Raw genomic sequence first — 22,879 nt, 5'->3', positions numbered from 1 at the left:
TGCCGGCCAGACGGCATCCGTTTATCGCGCCGTGCTCACGCCTGACCTCTAAGGAACTGTTTTGGAAACGACTCTGACCCGCAGACTGGGCGTGCCCGGCATCGTCTTCATGGTGATCGCGGCGGCCGCCCCGATCACCGTGGTGGCCGCGAACTTCCCGCTCGTTCTCACCGTGTCGGGGTCGATCGGCGCGCCGCTGATGGTGCTCGCCGCGACGGTCATTCTGCTGCTGTTCTCGGTCGGATACGCGTGGATGACGCCGCGGGTGCCGGATGCCGGCGCGTTTTACTCCTATGTCGATCGCGGCCTGGGGCGGCGGGCCGGCCTCGGAACCGCGGCGATCGCGCTGCTGTCGTACGTTCTGCTGACCGTGTCGATGACCGCGTACCTCGGCGTGCAGGCAGGCAACCTGATCGAACTGTGGACGGGACTGCAGCTGCCGTGGTGGCTCATCTCGGCGGTGATGCTGGTGATCGTCGGGCTGCTCGGCTACCGCAGCATCGACCTGTCGGCGAAGGTGCTCGGCATCGTGCTCGTGCTTGAAGTCGTTGCGGTGATCGCCATCGACCTCGGCGTGCTGTTCTCGGGGCGGGAGCTGACCACCACCCCGTTCAGCCCGGCCGAAGCGCTCACGGGCGCGCCCGGCCTCGGCTTGCTGTTCGTATTCCTCGGGTTCTTCGGCTTCGAGGCGACCGCCGTGTTCCGCAACGAAGCCCGTGACCCCGAGCGGACCGTGCCGCGGGCAACGTACATCGCGGTCGTCGCCGTCGGTGTGCTCTACTTCGTCTCCTCGTGGCTCGTGATCTCCGGACTCGGCGGGACGGAGGCCATTGCCGCCTCCGAGGCGAACCCCGACAGCGTCATCGTCGGTCTGGCGGGCGAAGTCGTCGCGCCGATCTTCGCCGACCTCGTGCAGGTGCTCGTCGTGACGAGCATGTTCGCGTGCATGCTGGCCTTCCACAACATCGTCACCCGCTACCTCTTCACCCTCGGACAGCGCGGCGTGCTTCCCCGCACGCTCGCCGAGGTGCACTCGAAGCACCGCGCACCGTCGCGGGCGTCCCTCTGGGTCAGTGCGATCACATCCGTCGTCATTGTGGTGTCGGCTCTCGCCCAGCTCGACCCGGTGGTGCAGATCTACACCTGGTACTCGGGAGCAGGCGCAGTCGGCGTGATCTGGATGATGGCGCTCACGAGCTTCGCCGTGCTCGCCTTCGGGGCGAAGCGGCGCGGCACACCCGGTGAGGCGCCGTCCGCGCGGGTGGTTACCGCGTCGGTTCTCGGTGGCATCGGTCTGCTGGGAGTGCTCGCCATCTCGCTGTGGAACTTCCCGTTCCTCGTCGGCGGCACTGTCGCGGCCATCGTCTGGGGACTGGTTCTTGCCGGGGTGTTCATCGCCGGCATGCTGGTGCCGCGCCGGGGGAGTAATGCTTCCGAACCGACGCCGCCGGTGCTCGAGGACGTCGCGAGCTGACGCTGTCACGCGGGTGACGGCATCCGTCGCCCGAGGCGCTTTCGCCGAGCGCTGACGGCATCCGTTAGCCGACGGTCCTTCGCCGACCGCTCCACTTCCATGCCCGAGCTGCAGATGCTTCTGCAGCGCGGACATGGATGTGCCGCGCTCGCTGACGTGACCGCTGGCATCCGCAAAAACAATTTCCATGGACAAACCAGACCTTTCGTCCTAGCCTGATGCTGCATTCACTTCGCGAAAAGCTTTCAACGATGTAAACGGCGGAAGACCGCGCGTTTTTCCGGCATCAGGCTGTTGTGGTGGGCCCGATTCCGGCGATCCAGCGGCGTGAAATGGGTGCATTTTCTCTCGCAGCAACAGTGGCACTCCGGTGCCCGACAACGGTGTCTTTGCACCGCGAAAGGACCAGCAATCCCATGATCAAGAGAAAAGCCCTGCTCGCAGCAGGCATGACGACGGCGCTCGCAGCAGCGCTCGTCGGATGCACCAATAACAACGGGGGCAGCGGAGGCGGTGGCGGCTCCGGTGCCAGCAAATCCAACTGCACCAACGACATCAAGGTGAAGGATGTTCCGGTCGTCACGTACTGGGGATGGCTCCCAGACACCGCCGAGACCGTCGACAACTTCAACGAATCGAACGACGACGTTCAGATTTGCTGGTCGAACGCCGGCCAGGGCGGTGACGAGTACACCAAGCTCTCCACCTCGCTCGAGTCGAAGTCAGGCGCGCCCGACATCGTCCAGATCGAGTACGACTGGCTGAACAGCTTCCTGATCCAGGGCGGACTCGTCGACATGACCGAGCACGGCATCGAGGATTACGAGGACAACTTCACCGAAGGTGCCTGGCGCGATGTCTCGAGCGGCGACGGCGTTTATGCGGTGCCGGTCGACCTGGGACCTGTGGGCATGTGGTACCGGGCCGACATCTTCGAAGAGAACGGCATCGCCATCCCCACCACGTGGGATGAGTACGCGGCAGCGGCCGAGCAGCTGAACACCGCGACCGGCGGAGCGGTCAAGATCGGCAACTTCGCCCCCAACGGTGCCGGACAGCACTACGCCTTCCTCGACCAGGCCGGCGCCGTTCCGTTCGAGTTCGACAACGGCAACCCCACCGAAATCACCATCAACCACAACGATGACGCGACCAAGACGGTCTACGAATACTGGCTCGACCTGGTCGACCGCGGACTCGTCGGCACCGACCAGGCGTGGACGCCCGAGTTCAGCACTGCGTTGGCCAGCGGCAAGTACGCGACCGCCGTGTACCCGGTCTGGTACAACGCGCACATCCCCGACTTCGAGGACCCGGAAGCGGGCGCCGTCTGGCGTGCAGCTCCGATCCCGCAGTGGGATGCCGCCAACCCGGTGCAGGTGAACTGGGGCGGCAGCACGCTCGCCGTCACGACGCAGGCCAGTGATGCAGCACTCGCAACGAAGGTTGCCGCTGAGCTGTACAACACGGAGGAGCGGCAGAAGCTCGGCGTTGAGAAGGGTGGCCTCTTCCTGGCCATGCCCGACATGATCGAGTCTGACTACTTCAAGGACCTCGAGTACGAGTTCTTCGGCGGTCAGAAGTTCAACGGAGAGTTCTTCGCCCAGGCAGCGCTCGACTACGAGGGTGTGATGTTCTCGCCGTTCTCGCAGTACTACTACGACGAGTCGCAGCGCCTTCTGTCCGAGGCGATCGAGGGCAACATGACCGCGGCCGAAGCGGCGGACGAGTTGCAGAAATCGCTGGAGACCTACGCCACCGAACAGGGTTTCACCCTGAACTGAGTTCGGTCCTGTGCGGGCGGGGCAGCGCCCCGCCCGCACAGGAGTTCTTCACAATGCGTCCCAAGGAAGTGACCCATGTCTACCACCCCTCAGCTTCAGCATCCCGTCCGCCCACCAACGGTGAAGCGCGGCGCCAGTCTTGAGCGGAAGCACGCGCGATTCGGCTGGGTGTTTCTCGCTCCGTTCGCCATCGTGTTTCTCGTTTTCCTCGTCCTCCCACTGGTCTATGCCTTCTGGATGAGCCTGCACACCAACACCCTCGCCGGTGGCGAACAGTTCGCTGGCCTCGCCAACTACGTCAAAGCGTTCACCGACGAGCGCTTCCTGTCGGGAATGGTGCGCGTCGCCGCGTTCGCCGTTGTGTTCGTCCCCCTCCAGATCGGGCTGGCCCTGGTCTTTGCGCTCATCCTCGACGACATCCGCACGAGGCTGTCCCGGTTCACACGGCTGCTCATCTTCGTGCCGTACGCGATCCCCGGTGTGATCGGCGCACTGATGTGGGGATTCCTGTACAGCCCGTCGTTCGGCCCGCTCGTGACGGTCTTCGAGTTCCTGAACACCCAGGCGCCCGACCTGCTCAACCGCGATTCGATCTTCTGGTCCCTGACCAACATCGTCACGTGGCAGTGGACGGGCTACTACATGATCATCATCTACGCCTCACTGCAGTCGATCGACCCGGCCATCTACGAAGCCGCCCGGATCGATGGCGCGACCAAACTCCAGACGGCACTGCACATCAAGGTCCCGATCGTTGCGTCGTCACTGGTGCTGACCGTCGTGTTCTCCCTGATCGGCACGCTGCAGTTCTTCACCGAACCGCAGGTTCTCGCGCCGCTCGCCGGTAACGCTATCGATGCGGCGTACACGCCGAACCTGTACGCGTACAACCTGGCGTTCTCGTACCAGCAGTTCAACTACGCGTCGGCGATCTCCTTCGCGCTTGGACTGATGGTCTTCCTCGCCTCGATCATTTTCCTCATCGCCACACGCAAGAAGAGCGGACTCCGCTGATGACTACCTCACCTCTGCCACTCATCGACGATGCGATCACCGAGTCCGGCCCGCGCAAAAAGCGGCCAGACGTCCTGCCGGGGGAGCGCAAACAGGTCGGCATGCACATCCTCCTCACCATCGCCGCCCTCTACTTCCTGCTCCCGATCTGGTGGCTAGTCGTCGCGGGCACCAAGAGCACCCAGGGCCTGTTCAACGGCACCGGCGGGCCGCTGTGGTTCGACCAGAACTTCGCGCTGTTCGACAACATCGCGCAGCTGGCGACGTACAACAGCGGCATCTACGTGCGCTGGCTGGGCAACTCGTTCCTCTACGCCTTCGCTGGCGGCGTCGGCGCGACGGTCCTGGCCGTGCTCGCCGGTTACGCGTTCGCGAAGTACCGGTTCCGGGGACGTTCGGTCAGCTTTATGGTGCTGCTGGCATCCGTTATGGTTCCCGCAACGGCCCTCGTCATCCCGACGTACGTGTTGTTCAACAACCTCGGCCTCACCAACACCGTGTGGGCCGTGATCCTGCCGTCGTTGCTCAGCCCGTTCGGTGTGTACCTGATGCGCGTCTACATTCAGGATGCCATTCCCGACGAACTGCTCGACGCCGCGCGTGTCGACGGCTCCGGTGAGTTCCGGACCTTCGCCACGATCGCGCTGCCGTTGATGCGGCCGGCGATTGTGACGGTGCTGCTGCTGTCCGTCGTCGGTGGCTGGAACAACTACTTCCTGCCGCTGGCCATGCTGTCTGACCAGACGCTGCTGCCGGTCACTGTCGGCCTCAACACGTGGCAGGTGCAGTCGAACTCCGCCACGGCGGGAGGTCTCGTCTGGAACCTGGTGACCAGCGGTTCGCTCGTCTCCGTCATTCCGCTCATCATCGCGTTCCTGCTGCTGCAGAAGTACTGGCAGGGCGGGCTCTCGATGGGAAGCATCAAGTAATAGCGGCCCGTTCGGCTCTCGTGTTGTGCAGAACCGAGCATGCAGAGCCGAACGGATGCCGTCGGCACGTTTTAAGGAGAAGTATGTCCAGTGCCAGCGTGGTCGTCGATCCGCGTTTCGTTGTCGGCCCGGTCAACCGGCGGCTCTTCGGCTCGTTCATCGAGCACATGGGTCGCGCCGTGTACACCGGGATCTACGAACCGGGGCACCCGAGCGCCGACGCGGAGGGTTTCCGCCAGGACGTCATCGAGCTCGTGCGGGAGATGGGGGTGTCGGCGATCCGGTACCCGGGCGGGAACTTCGTCTCGGGGTTCCGCTGGCGGGATAGCATCGGGCCCCGTGACGAACGCCCGCGACGGCTCAGCCTGGCGTGGCGGTCCACCGAAACGAACGAGGTCGGTCTGCACGAGTTTGCGTCCTGGGTCGAGAAGGTCGGCGGCGAGCTCATGTACGCCGTCAACCTCGGCACGGCAGACACGATGGACGCGCTCGATGTGGTGGAGTACTCCAACATCGCAGGCGGGACAGCGCTGGCCGAGGAGCGCATCACGAACGGCCGCAGTGAGCCGTTCGGAATCTCGATGTGGTACCTCGGCAACGAGATGGACGGCCCCTGGCAGCTCGGCCACTCACCGGCGGACGACTACGGAAAGAAGGCGTCACAGACGGCCAAGGCGCTGCGTCAGCTTGACCCGAAAGTGGAGCTCGTGGCATCCGGATCATCGCATCCGACCATGCCGACCTTCCCGCAGTGGGACCGTGTGGTGCTCGAGCACACCTACGACGATGTCGACTACATCTCCTGCCACGGCTACTACCAGGAGAAGGACGGTGACCTCGGGTCCTTCCTCGCCGCGCCGGTCAAGATGGACCGCTACCTCGATACGGTGATCGCGACAGCGGACCACGTCAAAGCGCTCAAACGGAGCGACAAGACGCTGAACATCTCGTTTGATGAGTGGAACGTCTGGTATCTCGGCGAGAATCTCCGGAGCTTCCCTCGGCAGAAGGACCGGTTCTACCGCACCGACGAGATCGAGGGAGACGACTGGCCCGAAGCGCCTCGGCTGGCCGAAGACGTCTACTCGGTGGCCGACGCCGTCGTCGTCGGCGGGCTGCTCATCTCGTTGCTGCGGCACGCCGACCGGGTCACCTCAGCGTCGATGTCGATGCTGGTGAACGTGATCGCTCCGATCACCACCGAGCCCGGTGGGCCCGCGTGGCGGCAGACGACGTACTTTCCGTTCGCGGTTACCTCCCGCCTCGCCGCCGGTGTGTCTCTCGACATTCGGGTCGAGAGTGCTCACTATGAGTCTGAGGAACTCGGGGAGGTACCCGTGGTGGATGCCGCCGCCACGTATGACGCGGAGTCCGGCCGTGCCGCTGTCTTCCTCGTCAACCGGTCGCTCACCGATGAGGTCACGGTGTCGGTGAGCCTTGCCGCGCTCGGAGACCTGTCGGTCCTGGAGACCCAGATGATTGCCGATCCCGACGTCTATGCCACGAACACGAGGGAGGACCCGGGCCGGGTGTCACTGATGCCGAACACGTCTGCGGCGGTGGATGACGGCATCCTCACGGTGACTCTGCCCGCGGTGTCGTGGACGGCGGTGTCGCTCGGCTGAATTACGCCGGGACGGAGCCGGATGACTCGCGCGTGACGATGTGGAAGTCCGGTTTGGCGAGGCGGGGCGGCCGACGCTCGCCGGTTTCGCGGATGCGTTCGACGAGCATCTCCACAGCCATCTCGGCGATGGACTCGCGGCCGGGATCGACGCTCGAGAGTGACGGCACAGAGAAGCGGGTCTCGTCGATGTTGTCGAACCCGATCACCGCGACCTCGTCGGGGACTCGAGTGCCGGCTTCGCCGAGGGCGCGGAGGGCGCCGAGACCGAGAGTGTCGTTGAGGGCGAAAACAGCGTCGAAGGGGACCCGCTCGGCGATCAGGCGGCGCACGGCGGCTGCCCCCGCCTCCCGACCCCACGGGCGGGCCGCGCAAATGAGTTCTGGAGCCTCGGGGATGCCAGCGGCCTCGAGGGCCTGCCGGTACCCGTGAAGACGCAAGCTCGCCGAGCTCGGTTCATGCCCGCCCTGCCTTGAGTCGGACTGCTGCGGGACGCCGATGAGAGCGATACGGGTGCGGCCCCGCGCGATGAGGTGTTCGACCGCAGCGCGGGCCGACGACACGTTGTGCATGGTGACGTGGTCGGTGGGGCCGCCGAAGATGCGTTCTCCGAGCAGCACGAGCGGCAGCGGGACATTGAGTTCGTCGACGTCGCCCTGGCCGAGCCGCACCGGACTCAGCAACACCCCGTCGGTGCCCTGCAGCAGCGTGCCCTTGACCACGTCCAGTTCCTTGAGCCGATCGCCGTTGGTCTGCCCAACCAGGACGCTGAGCTGCCGTTTCTCCGCAGCGCGGATCACGGCATCCGCGAGCTCAGCGAAGTAGTTCTCGCGGAGTGCGGGCACGGCGAGCCCGATGACTCCCGTCCGGCCTGAGCGGAGGCCCCTCGCGGAGAGGTTCGGCCGGTACCCCACCTCGACGATCGCGCTGCGCACCCGATCGCGCACCTCGGTGCGCACGTGCGGATGGTCGTTGATGACATTCGAGACTGTCTTCGCGGAAACTCCCGCGACACGCGCCACGTCGCGAATGGTCGACCTCATCGATGACTCCGTCCTTGTGGCGCTCAGGTCAATATATCCGACCTCACCGGGCATAGAGCGCAGCCGATGGGCACCCGTTGCGGGCCGGCGGCATCCGTCGCCCGCGGCGCTTTCGCCGACCGCTCCACTTCCATGCCCGCGCTGCAGATGCTTCTGCAGCGCGGACATGGATGTGCCGCGCTCGCGGCCGTGACCGCTGGCATCCGTTAGCCGACGCTCCTTCACGCTCGAGGCAGGGGCCGGTATCACCAGGCACGCGATATCGGGGGGTCTCGGCGGTTCTCGCGGCATGATTGCTTCATGACATCTCAGAACGTTTTGCACATGGTGCTCGTCCGCTGGAACTCGCCGCTACAGCAGGGCGAGCTCGATCAGTTAACGCGCGCGGTTGGCGTGTTGCCCGAACGGATTCCGGGGATCCTGAGCATCTCCTCGGGGCCGAGTTCCAGCCCCGAGGGGATGGAGCGCGGATTCGAGTGGGCTCTGGCGATCACCTTCGCGAGCGAGACGGCGCGCGACGAGTACCTGCCGCATCCGGATCATGAACCGGTGAAGGACCTGATCGGCAAGTGGGCGGCCGAGGTCCTGGTCTACGACCTGACCGTGTGAGGCATCCGTTCCGGTCCGCATTCGATGCGGAGAAGCCCGGCGGACCTGTCAAGGCTCCGGACCAGATCGGACCTGCGCTGTAGCGTTAAGGTCGGCCGCGTAGACGCGGTTCACACCTACACCCCGGAGGTCTCTATGCCCACCACCGTGCCCGCCCTCGTCACAGCATCCGCTGGAGCATCCTTCGAGCGTTCCACGATCGAACGCCGGGATGTCGGCCCTCACGATGTCGAGATCGACATCGCCTTCGCGGGGATCTGCCACTCCGACATCCACCAGGCGCGCGCCGAGTGGGGTGCAGGCATCTTCCCGATGGTGCCGGGTCACGAGATCGCCGGGATCGTCACGGCGGTCGGCGATGACGTGACGAAGCACAAGGTCGGCGACCGCGTCGGCATCGGCTGCTTCGTTGACTCCTGCCGCGAGTGTGAGAACTGCCTCGCCGGCGAAGAGCAGTTCTGCCTCAAGGGCAACGTCGGCACCTACAACGGCCGCGAATACACCGGCGAGCCCACCTACGGCGGGTACTCCACCTCGATCGTCGCCGACGAAAACTACGTGCTGAGCATTCCCGAGGGCATCGACCTCGACGTCGCGGCGCCGCTGCTCTGCGCCGGCATCACCACCTACTCGCCGCTCAAGCACTGGGGCGCAGGCCCCGGCAAGAAGGTCGCGATCGTCGGCATGGGCGGCCTCGGCCACATGGGCGTCAAGATCGCCGCTGCGCTCGGCGCCGAGGTGACCGTGCTCAGCCAGACGCTGTCGAAGAAGGAGGACGGGCTGCGACTCGGCGCGACGGACTACTTCGCGACCTCCGACCCGGAGACGTTCAGGAAGAATCGCAAGCGCTTCGACCTGATCATCAACACGGTGTCCGCCGACCTGCCGGTCGACGACTACCTGTCGATGCTGACCCTCGACGGCGCGATGGTGTTCGTCGGGCTGCCCGAGAACCCGCAGTCGTTCCGCGTCTTCTCGCTGACCGGCGGGCGCCGCAGCCTCGCCGGATCGAACATCGGTGGCATCCGCGAAACCCAGGAGATGCTCGACTTCTGTGCCGAGCACGGCCTTGGCGCCGACATCGAGCTCATCGGCGCCGACGAGGTCGACGAAGCCTACGAGCGCGTCATCAAGAGCGACGTGCGCTACCGGTTCGTGATCGACACGGCGACGATCCCGGCGCCCGCCGCGTAACTCGCCCCACGGCGGCATCCGCGCTGCTCGGCCACAAACGGTCGCTGATTCTCGGAATCAGCGACCGTTTTTGTCGTCGCAGGCGAGCGGATGCCGCCGAAGCGACCGTTTTTGTCGTCGCAGGCGAGCGGATGCCGCGGAGCGCGCACTCCTGGATGGTTAGCGGGCACTGGTCGTGTGGGGTGCCCGTTCCGCCTCCGCTGGTTCGGCCGGCGCTGGGCGGAGGGGGATCGCGCACGCCCAGGCCTGCACGGCGAGGAGGGAGAAGAACAACACAAGCACCCATGCGAAGCGCGCGGTCACCGGGATGCCAAGGGCCACCACCGCGACGACCGACAACGGCAGGAGCGACAGCGAGAGGACGCCGCAGACGCTCCGTGCCCAGCGCCGAGATCCCGCCAGGGCGTATCCGCCGGCCATTCCGAGCAGCGGCGTTGCGAGCGCACCGCTGCCCAGGCCGGTTGTGAGCAGCGTCCACAGCTGGCCCGGCAGCGACAGCGTTGCCAGCGGGAACAGGAGCGGCGCCAGAATCAGGACGCGAATCGGGCGCCCGGCCCGGCGCCGCACTTCGGCCCACCCCAGCAGCCCGCCCGCGAGAACGCCGGGCAGCAGAATGCCGACGAACGTTTCGAGCCACGCAAACTGCGACTCCACTCCGGCGAGTTCGACCATGAATGCGCGCAGGCTCGCCGCCCACGCCAGCCCGCCGACCGCGCCAATCAGGACCGGGTTGACCCATCTCCCGTTCATGGCTCGACTGTAGAACGGGCGGGCCGCGCGCGCGAGGGGTCTGGCGGCTTCCTGCTCGGCCATAAACGGTCGTCCCGGCGTTGCTCGGACACCGACGGTCGCTGATTTTCGGAATCAGCGACCGTTTCTGTCGTCGCAGGCGAGCGAATGCCGAGGAAGCGGCGGTTCTCGTCGCCGCAAGACAGCGGATGCCGCGGGAGCGACGGTTTTCGTCGTCGCGACCAGGATGGCGTCCCAGACCAACAAGAACGGCCGCCGTCCCAAGGGACAGCGGCCGTTCCTTTATTGACGGTTTTTCGTTAGCGAGCTTCTTCTGCTGCGAGCAACTCAGCAACGCGCTGGCGCTCTGCCTTGCCCCAGGTCTCACGGGTAGTGAGGATCCCGATGAGGCCGATCGTCGCTGCGAGGAGAACAACCAGCGAAGCGCCCGGCCAGCCCATTGCACCCACCATAAGCGCTGCAATGAGTGGAGCAAATCCGCCCACCGATGCGGCGATCTGGTAGCCCATGGAGGCGCCGGAGGTGCGGGTGGATGTGCCGAACTGCTCGGTCAGAAGCGAACCCTGTACACCGGTGAGGGTCGCGTGGATGACACCAATACCGATGATGAACGTGAGCACGACCAGAGTGGGAACCGCGTCATTGGTGAGCAAATACATTGGGAACGCGAACGCCATGGCGGCTACGCATCCGGCGATGTACAGCGGCTTTCGCCCCACCTTGTCGCTCAGGCTTCCTGCCGCAAAGGTTACGAAAATCGCCAAGAGGCTGGCAGCGGTAATCGCCCCGAGTGCCAGGGGGCGAATGTCCGGGTAGCGCTCAGACAAGTAGTTCAACAAGTACGTCGCTGTCGAGTAGTAGGTGAAGGACTCGACGATGCGGAGAGAAACGACCCGAAGGATGCTCTTCCAGTCGTTGCGCCAGGCTGACAGGAAGGGGTTCTTCACAATTTCTCCGGACGCTTTGGCGTCTTCAAATTCGGGAGACTCAGTGAGGCGTGAGCGCACGAATAGGGCGGCGATCACGAGTACCGCACTCAGGAGGAATGGTGTGCGCCATTGCCAGTCACCCTCGAGCCCGGCGCTGAAGACGAACATCGCGCTTGCCATCGCGATACCAAGAGGATTACCTGCTTGTGGGATGGCGGCGTACATACCGCGACGATTTGCCGGTGCATGCTCGTAGGCCATGGTGATGGCCCCACCCCATTCGGCTCCAAAGGCCAGGCCCTGGATCATGCGAATGAGCACAAGGAGCACTGGCGCGAGCACGCCAATCGTCGCATAGGTCGGAAGGATGCCGATGCAGAACGTCGCTCCTCCCATGACGATCATCGCGGCCACGAGCACCGGCTTGCGCCCGAAACGGTCAGCCATGTAACCGCCGATGGCGCCGCCGAGAGGGCGCATGAGGAAGCCGACTGCGAGAGTGGCGAAGCTCAGTAACGTGCCAACGAAGCGGTCTTGTTCGGGGAAAAAAACTGCACCGAAGTAGAGCGCCGATGCGGTGCCGTATGCGATGAAGTCGTAGTTTTCAACGCTGGTGCCAATGCCGGCGGCGATCGAGGTCTTCAGGCGGTCGGGTGACCCGCGGAGTGACCTCCTGGGTTTAGAGACGGTGTCGGTCATGTTGGATCTCCTTTGATCGTGCCACGTGTCGCGGCAGCTGTGCGTGATGGGTGTGGGTCAGTTCAGTTCTGGGATGAGCGGATAGGTGCGGTCATCGAGTGCGTTGAGTTTCATAACTCGCCGACGGGTGTCTTCATCGTCATCGAAAGTCGCATTGAGGAAATTCGCGACAATCTCACCGATGAACGCCTGGGGCGCGAGCCATGCGCCTAACGCGATGGCATTCGCATCGTCGTGCTCGACCGCCTGATGCGCGGAAAAGGGTTCGTTGGCCAGGCCGCACCGGATGCCGTGGATTTTGTTGGCGGCCATGATGGCGCCAGCACCCGATCCGCAGACGAGTATGGCTCGTTGAGCCCGGCCATCGAGAACCGGAATACACGTTGCAGCGGTGATGTCAGGGAAATCGACGGGATCAGTGCTATCGGTCCCGCAGTCAATGACCTCGTGTCCGAGTGCGGTGATCGCGTCGTGCACGAGCCGCTTATAGGGGAAACCTGCGTGGTCGGCTCCGAGGGAAACTCTCATGTTGTGCTCCAGGTGGTGGCGGTACTGACGTTCAACGTGCCGGTGGCCCGATCGACGTCGCGGCGGTAGGGGATCGAGTCGGATGCGCCTGCCCGGGTTACGGCCAGCCCGGCCGCCGCCCCGGCGTCGCGCAGGTGTGCGGCTGAGATGTCGCCGAAAGGAAGATCGCTGGCGAGGTAACCGATGAAAGTATCGCCCGCTGCGGTCGTGTCAACGACATCGACCGCAGCGGCGGGCACGCTTTCGCGACGACTACCGTCGACGACGATGGAGCCGTCGCCGCCAAGGGTGCAGACCACGACGGCATTCAGTCGGCGTCCGACCGCGACGATGAGGGAGTCGCGGCCTCGTCCCGCCAGACCCAGTAGCTCAGCGATGCGCTCGAGTTCGTGCTCGTTCACGACGAGTACATCGATCGCGTCGGGGATGTTGTTCAGCGCGGAGGGCGCAGGAGCTGCGTTCCAGACGACGGTGGCTCCCGCAGCGCGGGCTGCGCGCCCAGCAGCCGCTCCCGCGGACGGCGGAAGTTCGTTCTGGAGGAGGACGATGTCGGTCGCCCGGAGGTCGCTGAGCAGTTCGCCCACCTCACCTCCAGCGAGCGTTCCGTTGGCCCCCGGGATAACAATGATGGAATTCTCGCCAGTGTGATCGACCGTCACGACCGCGGATCCGGTGTGTGCACCACTGCGGACCAGCACGCGGTCAATGTCGACTCCATCGGAGTGAAGTCGCTCTAGCGCTGCCACGCCCGCCTGGTCATCGCCGACCACGCCGACCATGATGACCCTCGCGCCAGCTCGCACCGCTGCCAGGGCCTGGTTGAGCCCTTTACCTCCAAGCCCCGTGTCGAGACTCTCGCCGGTCACTGTTTCCCCGGGAGAAGGATGCCGCGCAGTCCTGACCCTGATGTCCTGGTTCACGCTCCCCACCACGAACACACGCCGGTCTTCGGCACCCGTCGCGGGAGCGACGTTCTTGATGGTCGACATTGAGCCCTCACGTCGATGGAAACGTTTCCAATTGGGAACGTTTCCACTATCTCTTAACGCTGGGGGCCACCGCAACTACATATTGAGCGTGCATGCCGCGCAATGTTCCCGCCGAGATTTGCATCGCCCGCGTGCGTGCAGGAAACTGATGAAACGTTTCCATCGAAAGTTGACGCATGCCGACGATCAAAGACGTCGCCGAACGCGCCGGGGTTTCGCTCGGTACGGCCTCGCGCGTGCTCAGCGGTGGCCACAATACTTCGCCGAAGGCGCGTTCTCTGGTTCACGCTGCAGCTGCAGAACTGAACTACATCGCCAATGGTCCGGCCCGCTCGCTGCGGAGTGCTCGCACAAATGTACTTGGGTTGCTAGTTTCCGACATCCGCAACCCGTTCTTTTCCGAACTTGCGCACGCCGCGGAGCGAGAGGCGATGCGCCGCGGTTACACGGTGCTCCTCGCGAATGCGAACGAAGACGAAACTCAGGCCGACGAGTACCTGCGGATATTCGCCTCGCAACGTATCGATGGCCTGCTGCTGTCGCCCCAAGGGCCCGCTTCACCTCAATTGACCTCGATTCTCGGCTCGGGGCTGCCCGTCGTGCTGCTGAACCGTCTGGTTGAGGGCCTGGACGCGCCGTCTTTTGTGACGGACAACAGTCAGGGAGTCGGTTTGGTCCTCGACTGGCTGCAGGCTCGAGGGCACCGGGACGTTGCTTTCGTCGGAGGGCCGAACACTATCTCGACCGGTGCTGAGCGCCAGGTAGCCTATCTCGCGGGGCGCGCATCGCACGGTATCAGTACCGATGATGCCTTCATCGACGCCGGTGACTTCCTCGCCGAGGGAGCGGAGCGCGCCATGCTGCGCATCCTCGATCGTGGAGTGCGTCCGACGGCAGTGTTTGGAGCCAACGGGCCGACAACCGTTGGGGCGATGCGGGCGCTGCGGCAGCGTCTTGGCGCGTCAACGGCATCCAGTATCGAGGTCGTGTCGTTCGACGACCTTGAGTGGTTCGAGTTCGTGTCACCAGCGATCAGCGCGGTACGGCACGACGCGGCTGCAATCGGCAGGGCAGGCGTCGCGGGGCTCCTCGAGTTGATCGCGGGTGGGACTGTGTCGTCGCAGCGGATCCCGACCACGTTTATCGATCGCTCGAGAGGCTGAGCACCGATTCCGCGGCCTGCGCAACCGTCTTGACTCCGGCGTCGACCGAAGCGCCCCGCTAGAGCGTCGTCATCCCGCCGTCGACACGGAAGGTCGCGCCCGTAGCGAAGCTCGACTCGTCGCTGGCCAGGAACACCGCGATGCCCTCGACATCCGACGCCTGCCCGGCCCTCCCGAGCGGAATGCGCGACACGATGGCCGCCCGATCCTCCGGGTCGTTCGCGATGGCTGCGACGAGTGGCGTCTCGGTGTAGCCGGGCACAATCGTGTTCACCCGGATGCCGTCGCCGGCGTAGGCCGCCGCGACCGCACGCCCCAGCCCGTGCATGCCGGCCTTCGACGAACTGTATGCGGTGAAATCCTGGCCCTCACCGTTGAGCGCCGTCGGGCTGCCGATGAGAATGATCGACCCGCCGCGACCGAGCATGGAGCGGACGCCGTGCTTGACCGTCAGGAAGGCCCCGGTGAGGTTGATGTCCAGAGTGCGCTTCCACACGTCGAGATCGAGATCGGCGACGGGAGCATCCTGACCGAACAGCTGCACCCCGGCGCTCGCCACAACAACGTCCGGTGCGAAGCCCTCGGCGGCCATGCGCTCGAACGCCGCTGTCACGCTGGACTCGTCGGACACGTCCATCTGCACCGCGAGTGCGTTCTCAACCTGCCCCGCAGCATCCGTCGCCGCTTCAACGTTGATATCGGTGAAGACGACGCGTGCTCCCTCGCGGGCAAAGCGCTGGGCGATGGCCCGACCGATTCCCGAGCCGGCACCGGTCACGACGATGGCTTTTTCCTGCAGGCGAGAGGTCATGGAGTTCCGTTCCGTTCGGTGGTTGAGCGTGGGTCGGTGAATTTATGGCTGACGGCATCCGTCACGTTCGAGAGGCGAAGCACGGTGTACGGGTCGAGCGAAATGAGATGGTGCGAGCCCTCAATCCGAACCTCAGTTGCGATCGTCGCCGTGCCGATGTTCGTCAGCACCACCTGCCACGACCCATCGGCTTGTCGCGAGCCAACACACCACAGGCCGGGCACCGGCGGGCGGGCGGGGACCAGAAGCTCCCCACCCGCGAGGCTCGCCAGCGCAGAAATGGCGCTTTCGACGGGGTACGAACCGTGCTGGTCGCCAAGACCTCGGGGGCCGGATGCCTCGAAGTAGCTCACGCTCGCAACCCGGGCATCGTCGGAGGCAGAGGCGATCGCGGCAAAACTGGCGATGGTCCACGCCTCGAGGCCCTCCGACCGCTGCCGCTCGTCGGTGGCGCCTTCGGTCACTTCGGCGCCGTAACCCTGCGCGAGGTCCGAGGGCGCCTGCCCGGTCGCGTCGCTGGTTGCGACGGCATTGAACCGCGGGCGGAGCGTGATCGGACCGACGTGCAACGGCCGCCCGTGGGCGATCGCGCCCGCGCTTGCCACGACGACCGCCTGCATCGGAATGGACTCGATGATCTGGGCCCGTTCAGTGGCGTGCATCTGCGGCGTGAGCGAAAAGGTCAGTTCCGGGATGCCGTCCGGCAGGCGCTGATGCTCGCGGTTCAGTTCCGTGAAATGTGACCGCGCGCCACCGACGAGGGTGACGTCCGGCAGGTCTCTGGCAGCGCTGGTGAGCGCATCCCAGAGTTCCGCTTCGGTGACGTGGCTGGTTGCCGAGAAGACCCCGAGCCTCAGGGCCCGCGCGCCGCTCTCGATGAGCTGCTCGACCGCCTGGCGCACCGCATCCGGCCCATCGGCGACGATGCGAACGTCGAGGGGAAGGTCGCCCGCCTCCGTGGCGGCTCGCGTCAGAGCGTGTCGCCAGCTCGGTGTTCTCGTGTCCAGTTCCACGAGCACCGCGGCGACTCCGGGCGGCAGGTCCGCCGGGCTCTCGGGCATCGCAGCATCCGGGAGAGTTGACGCGCCAACCGTTACCTCGGGAACCGGGCGGCCGGTCCTGACCAGCTCGACGGCATCCGTTCGATCAGTGTGCACTCGCGGCTGCACGCGCGTGGCGGTGAACGACACCGACTGCTCAACCGTCTCACCGGGTTCGATCGGGTAGGGGAAGGGCAGGCTGAGCGGGCGGCTGTAGGTCTTGTAGCTCGCGTCGGTCCAGTTGCGCTGGTCTTCCATCTCGAAGGTGTCGCCCGAGAACTCGGCGTGCGTCGTGACGCCGTCATGCGTCCAGGTCAGCGAGCGGATGTCGACGGCCGGTTGGTGCGGCGAAACAGCCACCGGGAACGTGGTGTGGACCTCGCCCGTTTCTGTTCCGACGGTCAGGCGTTCGCCCGCCAGAGTCGGGGGATGCAGGACGACGAGGCCGAGCCTGTTGGTGAGGAATTCGGAGTGGGATGTCGCGACCAGGGCGACAGTCAGCGACTGGGCATCAGCGGCAATCTCAACCGTCGCACTGATGTCGGCGCCGAACCCCTGCAGCTCGAGTCGGAGCTGGGTCCCGCCGGACTCGACGCCGGTGACCGTCGTCGGCACCGTGTTCCAGTCCCGATCCCGCGCGACGGCGCGCACGCTGCGCACGACTGGACTGCCGTCGAAGCTGAGATCCGCGATCTCATCGCCCCGCAGCTCGAACCGCCAGGGTCCCCGTTCGACAGGGATCGGTGCGGGCTCGGGAGACCACAGCCGGTCCAGTCGCTGAGCGTCAGTCTCGGTCATGGGTTCGCTCCTCGCCGACGCACCCCTAACCCTTCACAGCCCCGGCGAGCGCGCCTTGAATGAAGTATCGCTGAAACAGCAGGTAGACGATGAGAACCGGGATCGCCGACATGAAGATGAAAGCGTTCATCGGTCCGTAGTCCGTGCCGTGCTGCGTCGAGAAGCTCTGGACCGCCAGCGGGATCGTCCAGTTGCTTTGCGTGCGCAGCAGCGTCGTTGCCATCGCGTACTCGTTCCACGTCGCCACGAAGTCCAGCACAAAGAGTGCGGCAAGAGCGGGCTTCGCGAGCGGCAGGACGATCTGCCAGAAAATGCGGAAGGAGGAGGCGCCGTCGAGTCGAGCCGATTCCTCGAGCTCATCCGGTATCCCGCGGAAGAACCCGTACAGCACAAAGATCTGGTACGGGATGCCGAAGGCGAGATACGGCAGGATCAGGCCGAAGAGCGAGTCCAGGATTTCGAGCTCCAGCATGGTGCTGAACAACGGACCGAGCCCGATTTGCACCGGAACCATGGAGCCGATGGCGATGACCATCATCAGCGCACGGCCTCCCCGGAACCGGATGCGGGCCAGTGCGTATGCTGCAGCGGCCGCGATCGCGAGCCCCAGCGGGACCTTGATTGCCGCAACGAGAAGGCTGTTGCCCGCCGTCACCCACAGGTCGCCGGTGTCGATGGCTGCGGCGTAGTTGCCCCATTCCCAGGTGGACGGCAACGACCACATCGGCAGGCTGTTAAGGTCTGGCTTGCTCTTCACCGAGGTGGTGAACATCAGGTAGAGCGGAAGGAACCACAGCACGGCGGTGACACCGAGCGCGGCCCAGAGGCCGATGCCGACATAGTCCCGCGGAGCGCGTCGGCGCGGTTCGTCCGTCAGGATCTCCTGCGCGATGGCCGGGGTAGCGAGTGCGCTGCTCATCGGTCTTCTCCCTTCATCGACCAGGCCATATACGGAATGACGAGGGCAAGTGTCACAACGAGGAGCACGGTGGCTACGGCGCCACCCATTCCGAAGTTGTGGTTGGTGAATGATTGTGTGTACGACCAGAGGGCCAGTACCTGGGTGGACTGTGCCGGACCACCGCCGGTCATTCCGACGACGAGGTCGAAGACCTTCAGTGCGTTGATGATCGCCAGAATGACGACCACGACGGTTGTGGGCCTGAGGGCAGGAACCGTCACCGCGAGGAAGCGCTGCCACGCGTTGGCGCCGTCGAGCTTCGCTGCTTCGACCAGTTCGCCTGGCACAGTCTGAAGGCCGGCGAGAAACAGAACCATGCTGAATCCGACGCCCTGCCAGACGCTCGCGACGAAGATCGACCCGAGGGCGAACTGCGGATCGCCGAGCCACGACTGTCCCCATGCGCCAAGGCCGACCGCCTCGAGGAGCTGGTTGACGAATCCGAGGGTGGGGTTGTAGATCCACCGCCACATCGCAGCGACGGTGATGGATGCGAACACTGCCGGGATGTAGAAGACCGCTCGCATGAGATTGCGGCCCCGCATCTTGCGGTTCAGGCCGAGAGCGAGGAGAAGGGCGATGCCGGTCGGAACGAGCAACGACAGGACCACCCAGATTACTGAGTTGCGAAGTGCGGTCCAGAACACGGCGTCCTGGGTGAAGAGCCTGACGTAGTTGTCGATCCCGACGAAAACCGGTTCCTCGGTGCGGAAACCGGACCACTCGAAGAACGACAGGCGCACCGCGTCGGCCATCGGGTAGAGCAGAAACCAGCCGTACAGAATGAGCGCAGGAATCAGGTACGGCAACGCCAGCACAAACCTGTGGTGTTTAGGCGTGCGCGTCTTTACCCGACCCCGGGCGAGCGTTGTGGTGGTCATGGACAGGCCTCTTTTCGGAGGGCCGGACGTTGTCCGGCAAACGTGAGGGAACATCCCGGGGACACGAGGGGCAGGTTCGGCCCTCGTGTCCCCGGATGGTTACTGGGAGTCGCGGAACTTCTGGAACTCAGCGCCCGCGTCAGCGGGATCCAGAGAACCGGTGAGAACCGAGTTCTGTACCCGCCAGAACTCGGTGGCCTCTGCCGTGGAGAAGTTCTGGTCGTTGTTCGTGTAGACGCCGTCTGCCGATGCGGCCAGGTCTGCCCACACCTGATTGAGCGGGTTCTCCGGGTCGACGGGCACGTTCTTGTTCGCGGAGAGAGCTGCCCAGGCATCGCCGGCGATCTCCTGGCCGTCTTCTGAGGTCAGGAAGTCGAGGAACTCGGCCGATTCATCGGCCTTCTCGCTCGCGGAGTTGATGTAGAACGCTTCGCCGAAACCATACAGGCGACCGGTGCCCGTCGGGAAAGCGAAGATCCCGATCTCTTCCGGGTTCATGCCGTTATCGACGATCTGGCCGTTGTACCACGTGCCTTCCAGCGACATCGCGGCCTCACCGGAGAAGAAAAGTAGGGCGGAGTCATCGTTGTTGATGCCCAGGTATCCCTCGTTGAAGTAGTCATCGCCCCACGTCTTCAGCTCTGTGAACGCATCGGTGACGCACTGTTCGGAACCCCAGTCGCCGTCACCGGTGTTGAGCTCATCAGCGACGTCCGCGCCGCACGTGGTTTCGATCAGCGAATCCAGAAGGCGCATCACGTCCCAGTTCACAGTGCCGCCGAATTCGATCGGCGTGATCCCAGCGGTCTTCAGCTTCTCAGCGGCTTCCACCAGGCCGTCGTAGTCCGTGGGCGGCTCGGTGATGCCTGCTTCCGCGAACAACGTCTTGTTGTAGTAAATGCCTTCACTCTGCTGTGACCACGGGACACCGTGATAACCGCCGTACTGGGTGATGCCGCCGAGTGACGCTGCGGTGAATCGATCGTCCCACGCGTATTCGTCGTAATAGTCAGACAGGTCCATGCTCATGCCGACGTCGACGAGCTCACCGCCGAGGCCCGAACCCTCCCAGTACCAGTAAATGTCGGGACCGGCGTCGGTTCCGGCGACCTGGCGGAGCGCATTCTTGTGCTCGTCTACCGAACGCTGTTCAAGTTCGATGGTTACGTCGGGATTTGCTTCCGTGTAGGCGTCGATCAGTGCTTCGATGTTCGTGCCCTGCGAATCCTCCTGTGTTGGCATCCACACAGAGAGAGTTTGTCCGTCGCTGGCCTCTTCGGCGCCGCCACCGGAGCACCCTGCCAGGACGGTGATTGCTGCGGCTCCAAGGGCGACCGCGCGCCACGAGCGATTAATGTGCATCATTGCTTCCATTTCGGTTTCGTATTGGTTGGGGTTTGATGGGTCGTTAAGGGGTCAGCGCGTTTCCGCTGACTCCTGCCAGCTGTGGAACTCCTGGAGCTTGAGGTAAAAGTCCTCGAACATGAGCCGCGTGTCGACGTGCGTGTACACCCTCATTGGCCGGTTATCGGGCGATGGAACGTAGCTGCCGTCGTCCGCCAGCGTCGGTGTCGGCATCCCGACGTACGTGCTCGACGATGGGTCCGCTTCAAACAGTGACTGAAGCGCGGTGAGGAGTACCAGGGGGGAATCACCCATGGCGTACGTTTCGGAAGGCCCGCGGCCTTGCTCCGTCGCGCGGACGATCACTTCGGCGATTTCGGCATAGAGATAGCGGCCGAGCGGCCCGGCCGTCGCGACGCGAAGGCGCAGCTCGGCGTCAGACATCAGGCACTGGCGGTAGACATCCCGCGGCACCTGCCAGATGTGCAGGTCAGAGTCGTTGAAAACCACCTGCGCGGCGAGAACGTCGATGAGCAGGTTGTATTCGACGGGCATCGCATCCGGTGGCGGAACGGCGAGCCCTTCGTGCTCGTTGCCGCCGATCCAGACCACGGTCATCCGTTCTGCGATCCGGGGCTCCTGCAGGTAAGCGGAGGCCAGGTCCGTGAGTCCGCCGCCAGCCAGGAAGAACAGTGGAGACTCGTCGGCTCGCATTGCTTCGGCGACGATGGCGTCCGCCGCCGCCGAAGGCTGCGGGGTCGCGCGATCAGCGAGAGGTGAGTTCGATCCGGTTGCGATGACGTCTGTCGAGTCGAGACCCATGCGGGCGAAAACGTCTTTCGCAACGGCGACCGCGTTCTCAGCGGACCGGGGGCCTGGATCGAATGGGTCGCCGTCGCGAAGGTGCGAGCCGATGACCGCACGGATGTCGACATTGGGCGACAACAGGTGGTGGACGAGTTGGAACAGGTCGTCCGGATCCCCGGAAAAGTCGTTGTCGATGATTACTCGCGCACGCGGCCCGGCCAGCGGAGGGATGGCTTGCCAGGGGCTGCTGCCCAGTGTCCATCGTCTAGCAGGGGATGGCCGGGAGGCCTCGGGGTGAGGGATCGACGTCATTGGTGACCTTTGTTTGCTCGAAGTGCCGAGATTGATTAACCGGTTGACCGATTAAGTTATCGATAACCTATAACGTAGGTGATCGATAACCTAAATGCTTATCGAAGGCGTTACCTTTTCGTTATAAAGGGTGACCGAGTTGACAGGGGTAGAGCTTTGACGGAATCGAGCGCAGCGACTCGAGCGAGCATGGCGGATGTGGCGCGACTGGCCGAGGTGTCGACCCAGACTGTTTCCCGGTACTTCACCGGTACCGGGTACGTTCGGGCCGAGACGCGTAAGCGCATCGCGGATGCCATCCGAGAACTCGGTTACATCCCCAACCAGGCCGCCCGCAACCTTCGCGCGCGGAGGACGAATACCATCGGCGTGCTGTCGATGGGTGCGTTGAACTTCGGCAGTGCGGCCATCCTCACCGGCCTGGGGCTCGCCGCACGCGAGGCCGATGTGACGCTGATCATCGCCCAGCTCGATCTCGACCTCGAGGCAAAAAACTGGGAGTCCGAAGCTCGACGAGCGTTGGATCATTTCGTTGCCGTGCAGGTCGAAGGCATCATCCTGTCGACGCCCATCGCGGACGCAGACCGGCTTCTCGCCCGGGTGGGCAAGGAGATCCCCGTCTTCACCGTTTCCGAGCTCCCGCGGTCGCAGGAAGCCTCAGCGGGTGCGCACTCGTATTCGGCCGCATTCGAGGCCACGAGGTACCTCATCAGCCTTGGTCACCGCGACATCGTCCACGTCGCCGGCCCCGCTACACGGAACGAGGCTGCCGAACGCGTGCGCGGATACCGCGAGGCCATGGCGAACGAGCATCTCCCGTCCCGAGTAATCGGTGGGGCTACCGACTGGTCGGCGGCGTCGGGATTCAGGGCGGGGGAGTCGGCGGGTGTGTCCGGTTTCACGGCGGTGGTTGCGAGCAACGACGAGATTGCCCTGGGCTTCATGAGTTCACTGCAGAACCGGGGCCTCCGGGCGCCCGAGGACTTCTCGATCGTCGGCGTCGATGACATGCCGACGGCCGCGTATTTCTCTCCACCACTCACAACCATGCGGCTCGATTTTCGGGCGCTCGGCGTTGCCACGTTCCGGATGCTGCACCAGCAGATCCGGTCAGGCGAGCACGCGAACCACTTCGTACTCGAGCCGGAACTCATCGTCCGCGGTTCGACCGCCGCGCTCATCGAAAGGTGACGCAG

General features: G+C 64.6%; 20 protein-coding genes. 9 read left to right on the top strand and 11 right to left on the bottom strand.

Going from position 1 to position 22,879, the window contains the following annotated elements:
* The first annotated feature begins 61 nt into the window (after window positions 1-61).
* The 5 genes from AC1X6S_RS13790 to arfA all read left to right on the top strand — a co-directional run bounded on the left by AC1X6S_RS13790 (window position 62) and on the right by arfA (window position 6,826).
* Window positions 62-1,474 carry an APC family permease gene (locus tag AC1X6S_RS13790; protein ID WP_483406324.1) on the top strand — a complete coding sequence of 471 codons (1,413 nt, stop codon included), beginning with the start codon at window positions 62-64 and terminating at the stop codon, window positions 1,472-1,474.
* Window positions 1,475-1,890: 416 nt separating this feature from the next.
* Window positions 1,891-3,258 (top strand): ABC transporter substrate-binding protein, encoded by a 1,368-nt coding sequence (locus AC1X6S_RS13785; RefSeq protein WP_483406323.1) that lies wholly within the window; start codon window positions 1,891-1,893, stop codon window positions 3,256-3,258.
* A 75-nt stretch (window positions 3,259-3,333) separates the two neighbouring features.
* Window positions 3,334-4,272, top strand: a complete 939-nt coding sequence (locus AC1X6S_RS13780) for a carbohydrate ABC transporter permease (protein ID WP_483406322.1) — start codon at window positions 3,334-3,336, stop codon at window positions 4,270-4,272.
* Window positions 4,272-5,201: a carbohydrate ABC transporter permease gene (locus AC1X6S_RS13775; protein WP_483406321.1), complete on the top strand. Its 930-nt coding sequence runs from the start codon at window positions 4,272-4,274 to the stop codon at window positions 5,199-5,201. Before AC1X6S_RS13780 ends, AC1X6S_RS13775 begins: the two co-directional genes overlap by 1 nt.
* Before the next feature lie 83 nt (window positions 5,202-5,284).
* The gene (arfA, locus tag AC1X6S_RS13770; RefSeq protein WP_483406320.1) at window positions 5,285-6,826 is read left to right on the top strand and encodes an arabinosylfuranosidase ArfA; all 1,542 of its coding nucleotides are present in this window, start codon (window positions 5,285-5,287) and stop codon (window positions 6,824-6,826) included.
* Between the two features lies 1 nt (window position 6,827).
* Here arfA and AC1X6S_RS13765 read toward each other — a convergent pair whose 3' ends face one another.
* Window positions 6,828-7,868, bottom strand: coding sequence for a LacI family DNA-binding transcriptional regulator (locus tag AC1X6S_RS13765; RefSeq protein WP_483406319.1), 1,041 nt, complete (start codon window positions 7,866-7,868; stop codon window positions 6,828-6,830).
* Window positions 7,869-8,168: 300 nt separating this feature from the next.
* Here AC1X6S_RS13765 and AC1X6S_RS13760 point away from each other — a divergent pair, with 300 nt between their 5' ends.
* Entirely contained in the window at window positions 8,169-8,477 is a 309-nt protein-coding gene (locus AC1X6S_RS13760; RefSeq protein WP_483406318.1) for a Dabb family protein, read from the top strand.
* 135 nt (window positions 8,478-8,612) lie between these two features.
* A complete protein-coding gene (locus AC1X6S_RS13755; protein ID WP_483406317.1) occupies window positions 8,613-9,671 on the top strand; it encodes an NAD(P)-dependent alcohol dehydrogenase in 1,059 nt (352 codons plus the stop codon).
* A gap of 159 nt (window positions 9,672-9,830) precedes the next feature.
* Here the strand turns inward: AC1X6S_RS13755 and AC1X6S_RS13750 are convergent, their stop codons facing one another.
* The 4 genes from AC1X6S_RS13750 to AC1X6S_RS13735 form a co-directional block, all read right to left on the bottom strand.
* Window positions 9,831-10,421, bottom strand: coding sequence for a hypothetical protein (locus AC1X6S_RS13750; RefSeq protein WP_483406316.1), 591 nt, complete (start codon window positions 10,419-10,421; stop codon window positions 9,831-9,833).
* 299 nt (window positions 10,422-10,720) lie between these two features.
* A complete protein-coding gene (locus AC1X6S_RS13745; RefSeq protein ID WP_483406315.1) occupies window positions 10,721-12,049 on the bottom strand; it encodes an MFS transporter in 1,329 nt (442 codons plus the stop codon).
* Between the two features lie 57 nt (window positions 12,050-12,106).
* The gene (locus tag AC1X6S_RS13740; protein WP_483406314.1) at window positions 12,107-12,577 is read right to left on the bottom strand and encodes an RpiB/LacA/LacB family sugar-phosphate isomerase; all 471 of its coding nucleotides are present in this window, start codon (window positions 12,575-12,577) and stop codon (window positions 12,107-12,109) included.
* Window positions 12,574-13,566, bottom strand: coding sequence for a ribokinase (locus AC1X6S_RS13735; protein WP_483406313.1), 993 nt, complete (start codon window positions 13,564-13,566; stop codon window positions 12,574-12,576). The genes AC1X6S_RS13740 and AC1X6S_RS13735 overlap by 4 nt, the downstream gene beginning before the upstream one ends.
* 176 nt (window positions 13,567-13,742) lie before the next feature.
* On the opposite strand from AC1X6S_RS13735, the gene AC1X6S_RS13730 reads away from it, so the two are divergent.
* Window positions 13,743-14,729, top strand: coding sequence for a LacI family DNA-binding transcriptional regulator (locus AC1X6S_RS13730; RefSeq protein ID WP_483406312.1), 987 nt, complete (start codon window positions 13,743-13,745; stop codon window positions 14,727-14,729).
* A gap of 58 nt (window positions 14,730-14,787) precedes the next feature.
* Here AC1X6S_RS13730 and AC1X6S_RS13725 read toward each other — a convergent pair whose 3' ends face one another.
* The 6 genes from AC1X6S_RS13725 to AC1X6S_RS13700 form a co-directional block, all read right to left on the bottom strand.
* Window positions 14,788-15,540: an SDR family NAD(P)-dependent oxidoreductase gene (locus AC1X6S_RS13725; protein ID WP_483406311.1), complete on the bottom strand. Its 753-nt coding sequence runs from the start codon at window positions 15,538-15,540 to the stop codon at window positions 14,788-14,790.
* Window positions 15,537-17,378, bottom strand: coding sequence for a D-apionate lactonase family protein (locus AC1X6S_RS13720; RefSeq protein WP_483406310.1), 1,842 nt, complete (start codon window positions 17,376-17,378; stop codon window positions 15,537-15,539). The genes AC1X6S_RS13725 and AC1X6S_RS13720 overlap by 4 nt, the downstream gene beginning before the upstream one ends.
* Window positions 17,379-17,403: 25 nt before the next feature.
* Window positions 17,404-18,297 (bottom strand): carbohydrate ABC transporter permease, encoded by an 894-nt coding sequence (locus AC1X6S_RS13715; protein WP_483406309.1) that lies wholly within the window; start codon window positions 18,295-18,297, stop codon window positions 17,404-17,406.
* Entirely contained in the window at window positions 18,294-19,220 is a 927-nt protein-coding gene (locus tag AC1X6S_RS13710; protein ID WP_483406308.1) for a carbohydrate ABC transporter permease, read from the bottom strand. Before AC1X6S_RS13710 ends, AC1X6S_RS13715 begins: the two co-directional genes overlap by 4 nt.
* Window positions 19,221-19,319: 99 nt before the next feature.
* Entirely contained in the window at window positions 19,320-20,585 is a 1,266-nt protein-coding gene (locus tag AC1X6S_RS13705) for an ABC transporter substrate-binding protein (RefSeq protein WP_483406307.1), read from the bottom strand.
* Window positions 20,586-20,636: 51 nt separating this feature from the next.
* Window positions 20,637-21,683 (bottom strand): nucleoside hydrolase, encoded by a 1,047-nt coding sequence (locus AC1X6S_RS13700; protein WP_483406306.1) that lies wholly within the window; start codon window positions 21,681-21,683, stop codon window positions 20,637-20,639.
* Window positions 21,684-21,839: 156 nt separating this feature from the next.
* On the opposite strand from AC1X6S_RS13700, the gene AC1X6S_RS13695 reads away from it, so the two are divergent.
* Window positions 21,840-22,874, top strand: a complete 1,035-nt coding sequence (locus AC1X6S_RS13695) for a LacI family DNA-binding transcriptional regulator (RefSeq protein ID WP_483406305.1) — start codon at window positions 21,840-21,842, stop codon at window positions 22,872-22,874.
* Window positions 22,875-22,879: the final 5 nt, after the last annotated feature.

It is taken from the genome of Mycetocola sp. Y442, assembly GCF_056898615.1.
Note: the sequence above shows the minus strand (reverse complement) of the source record. Positions and strands in the feature narration are given on the sequence as shown.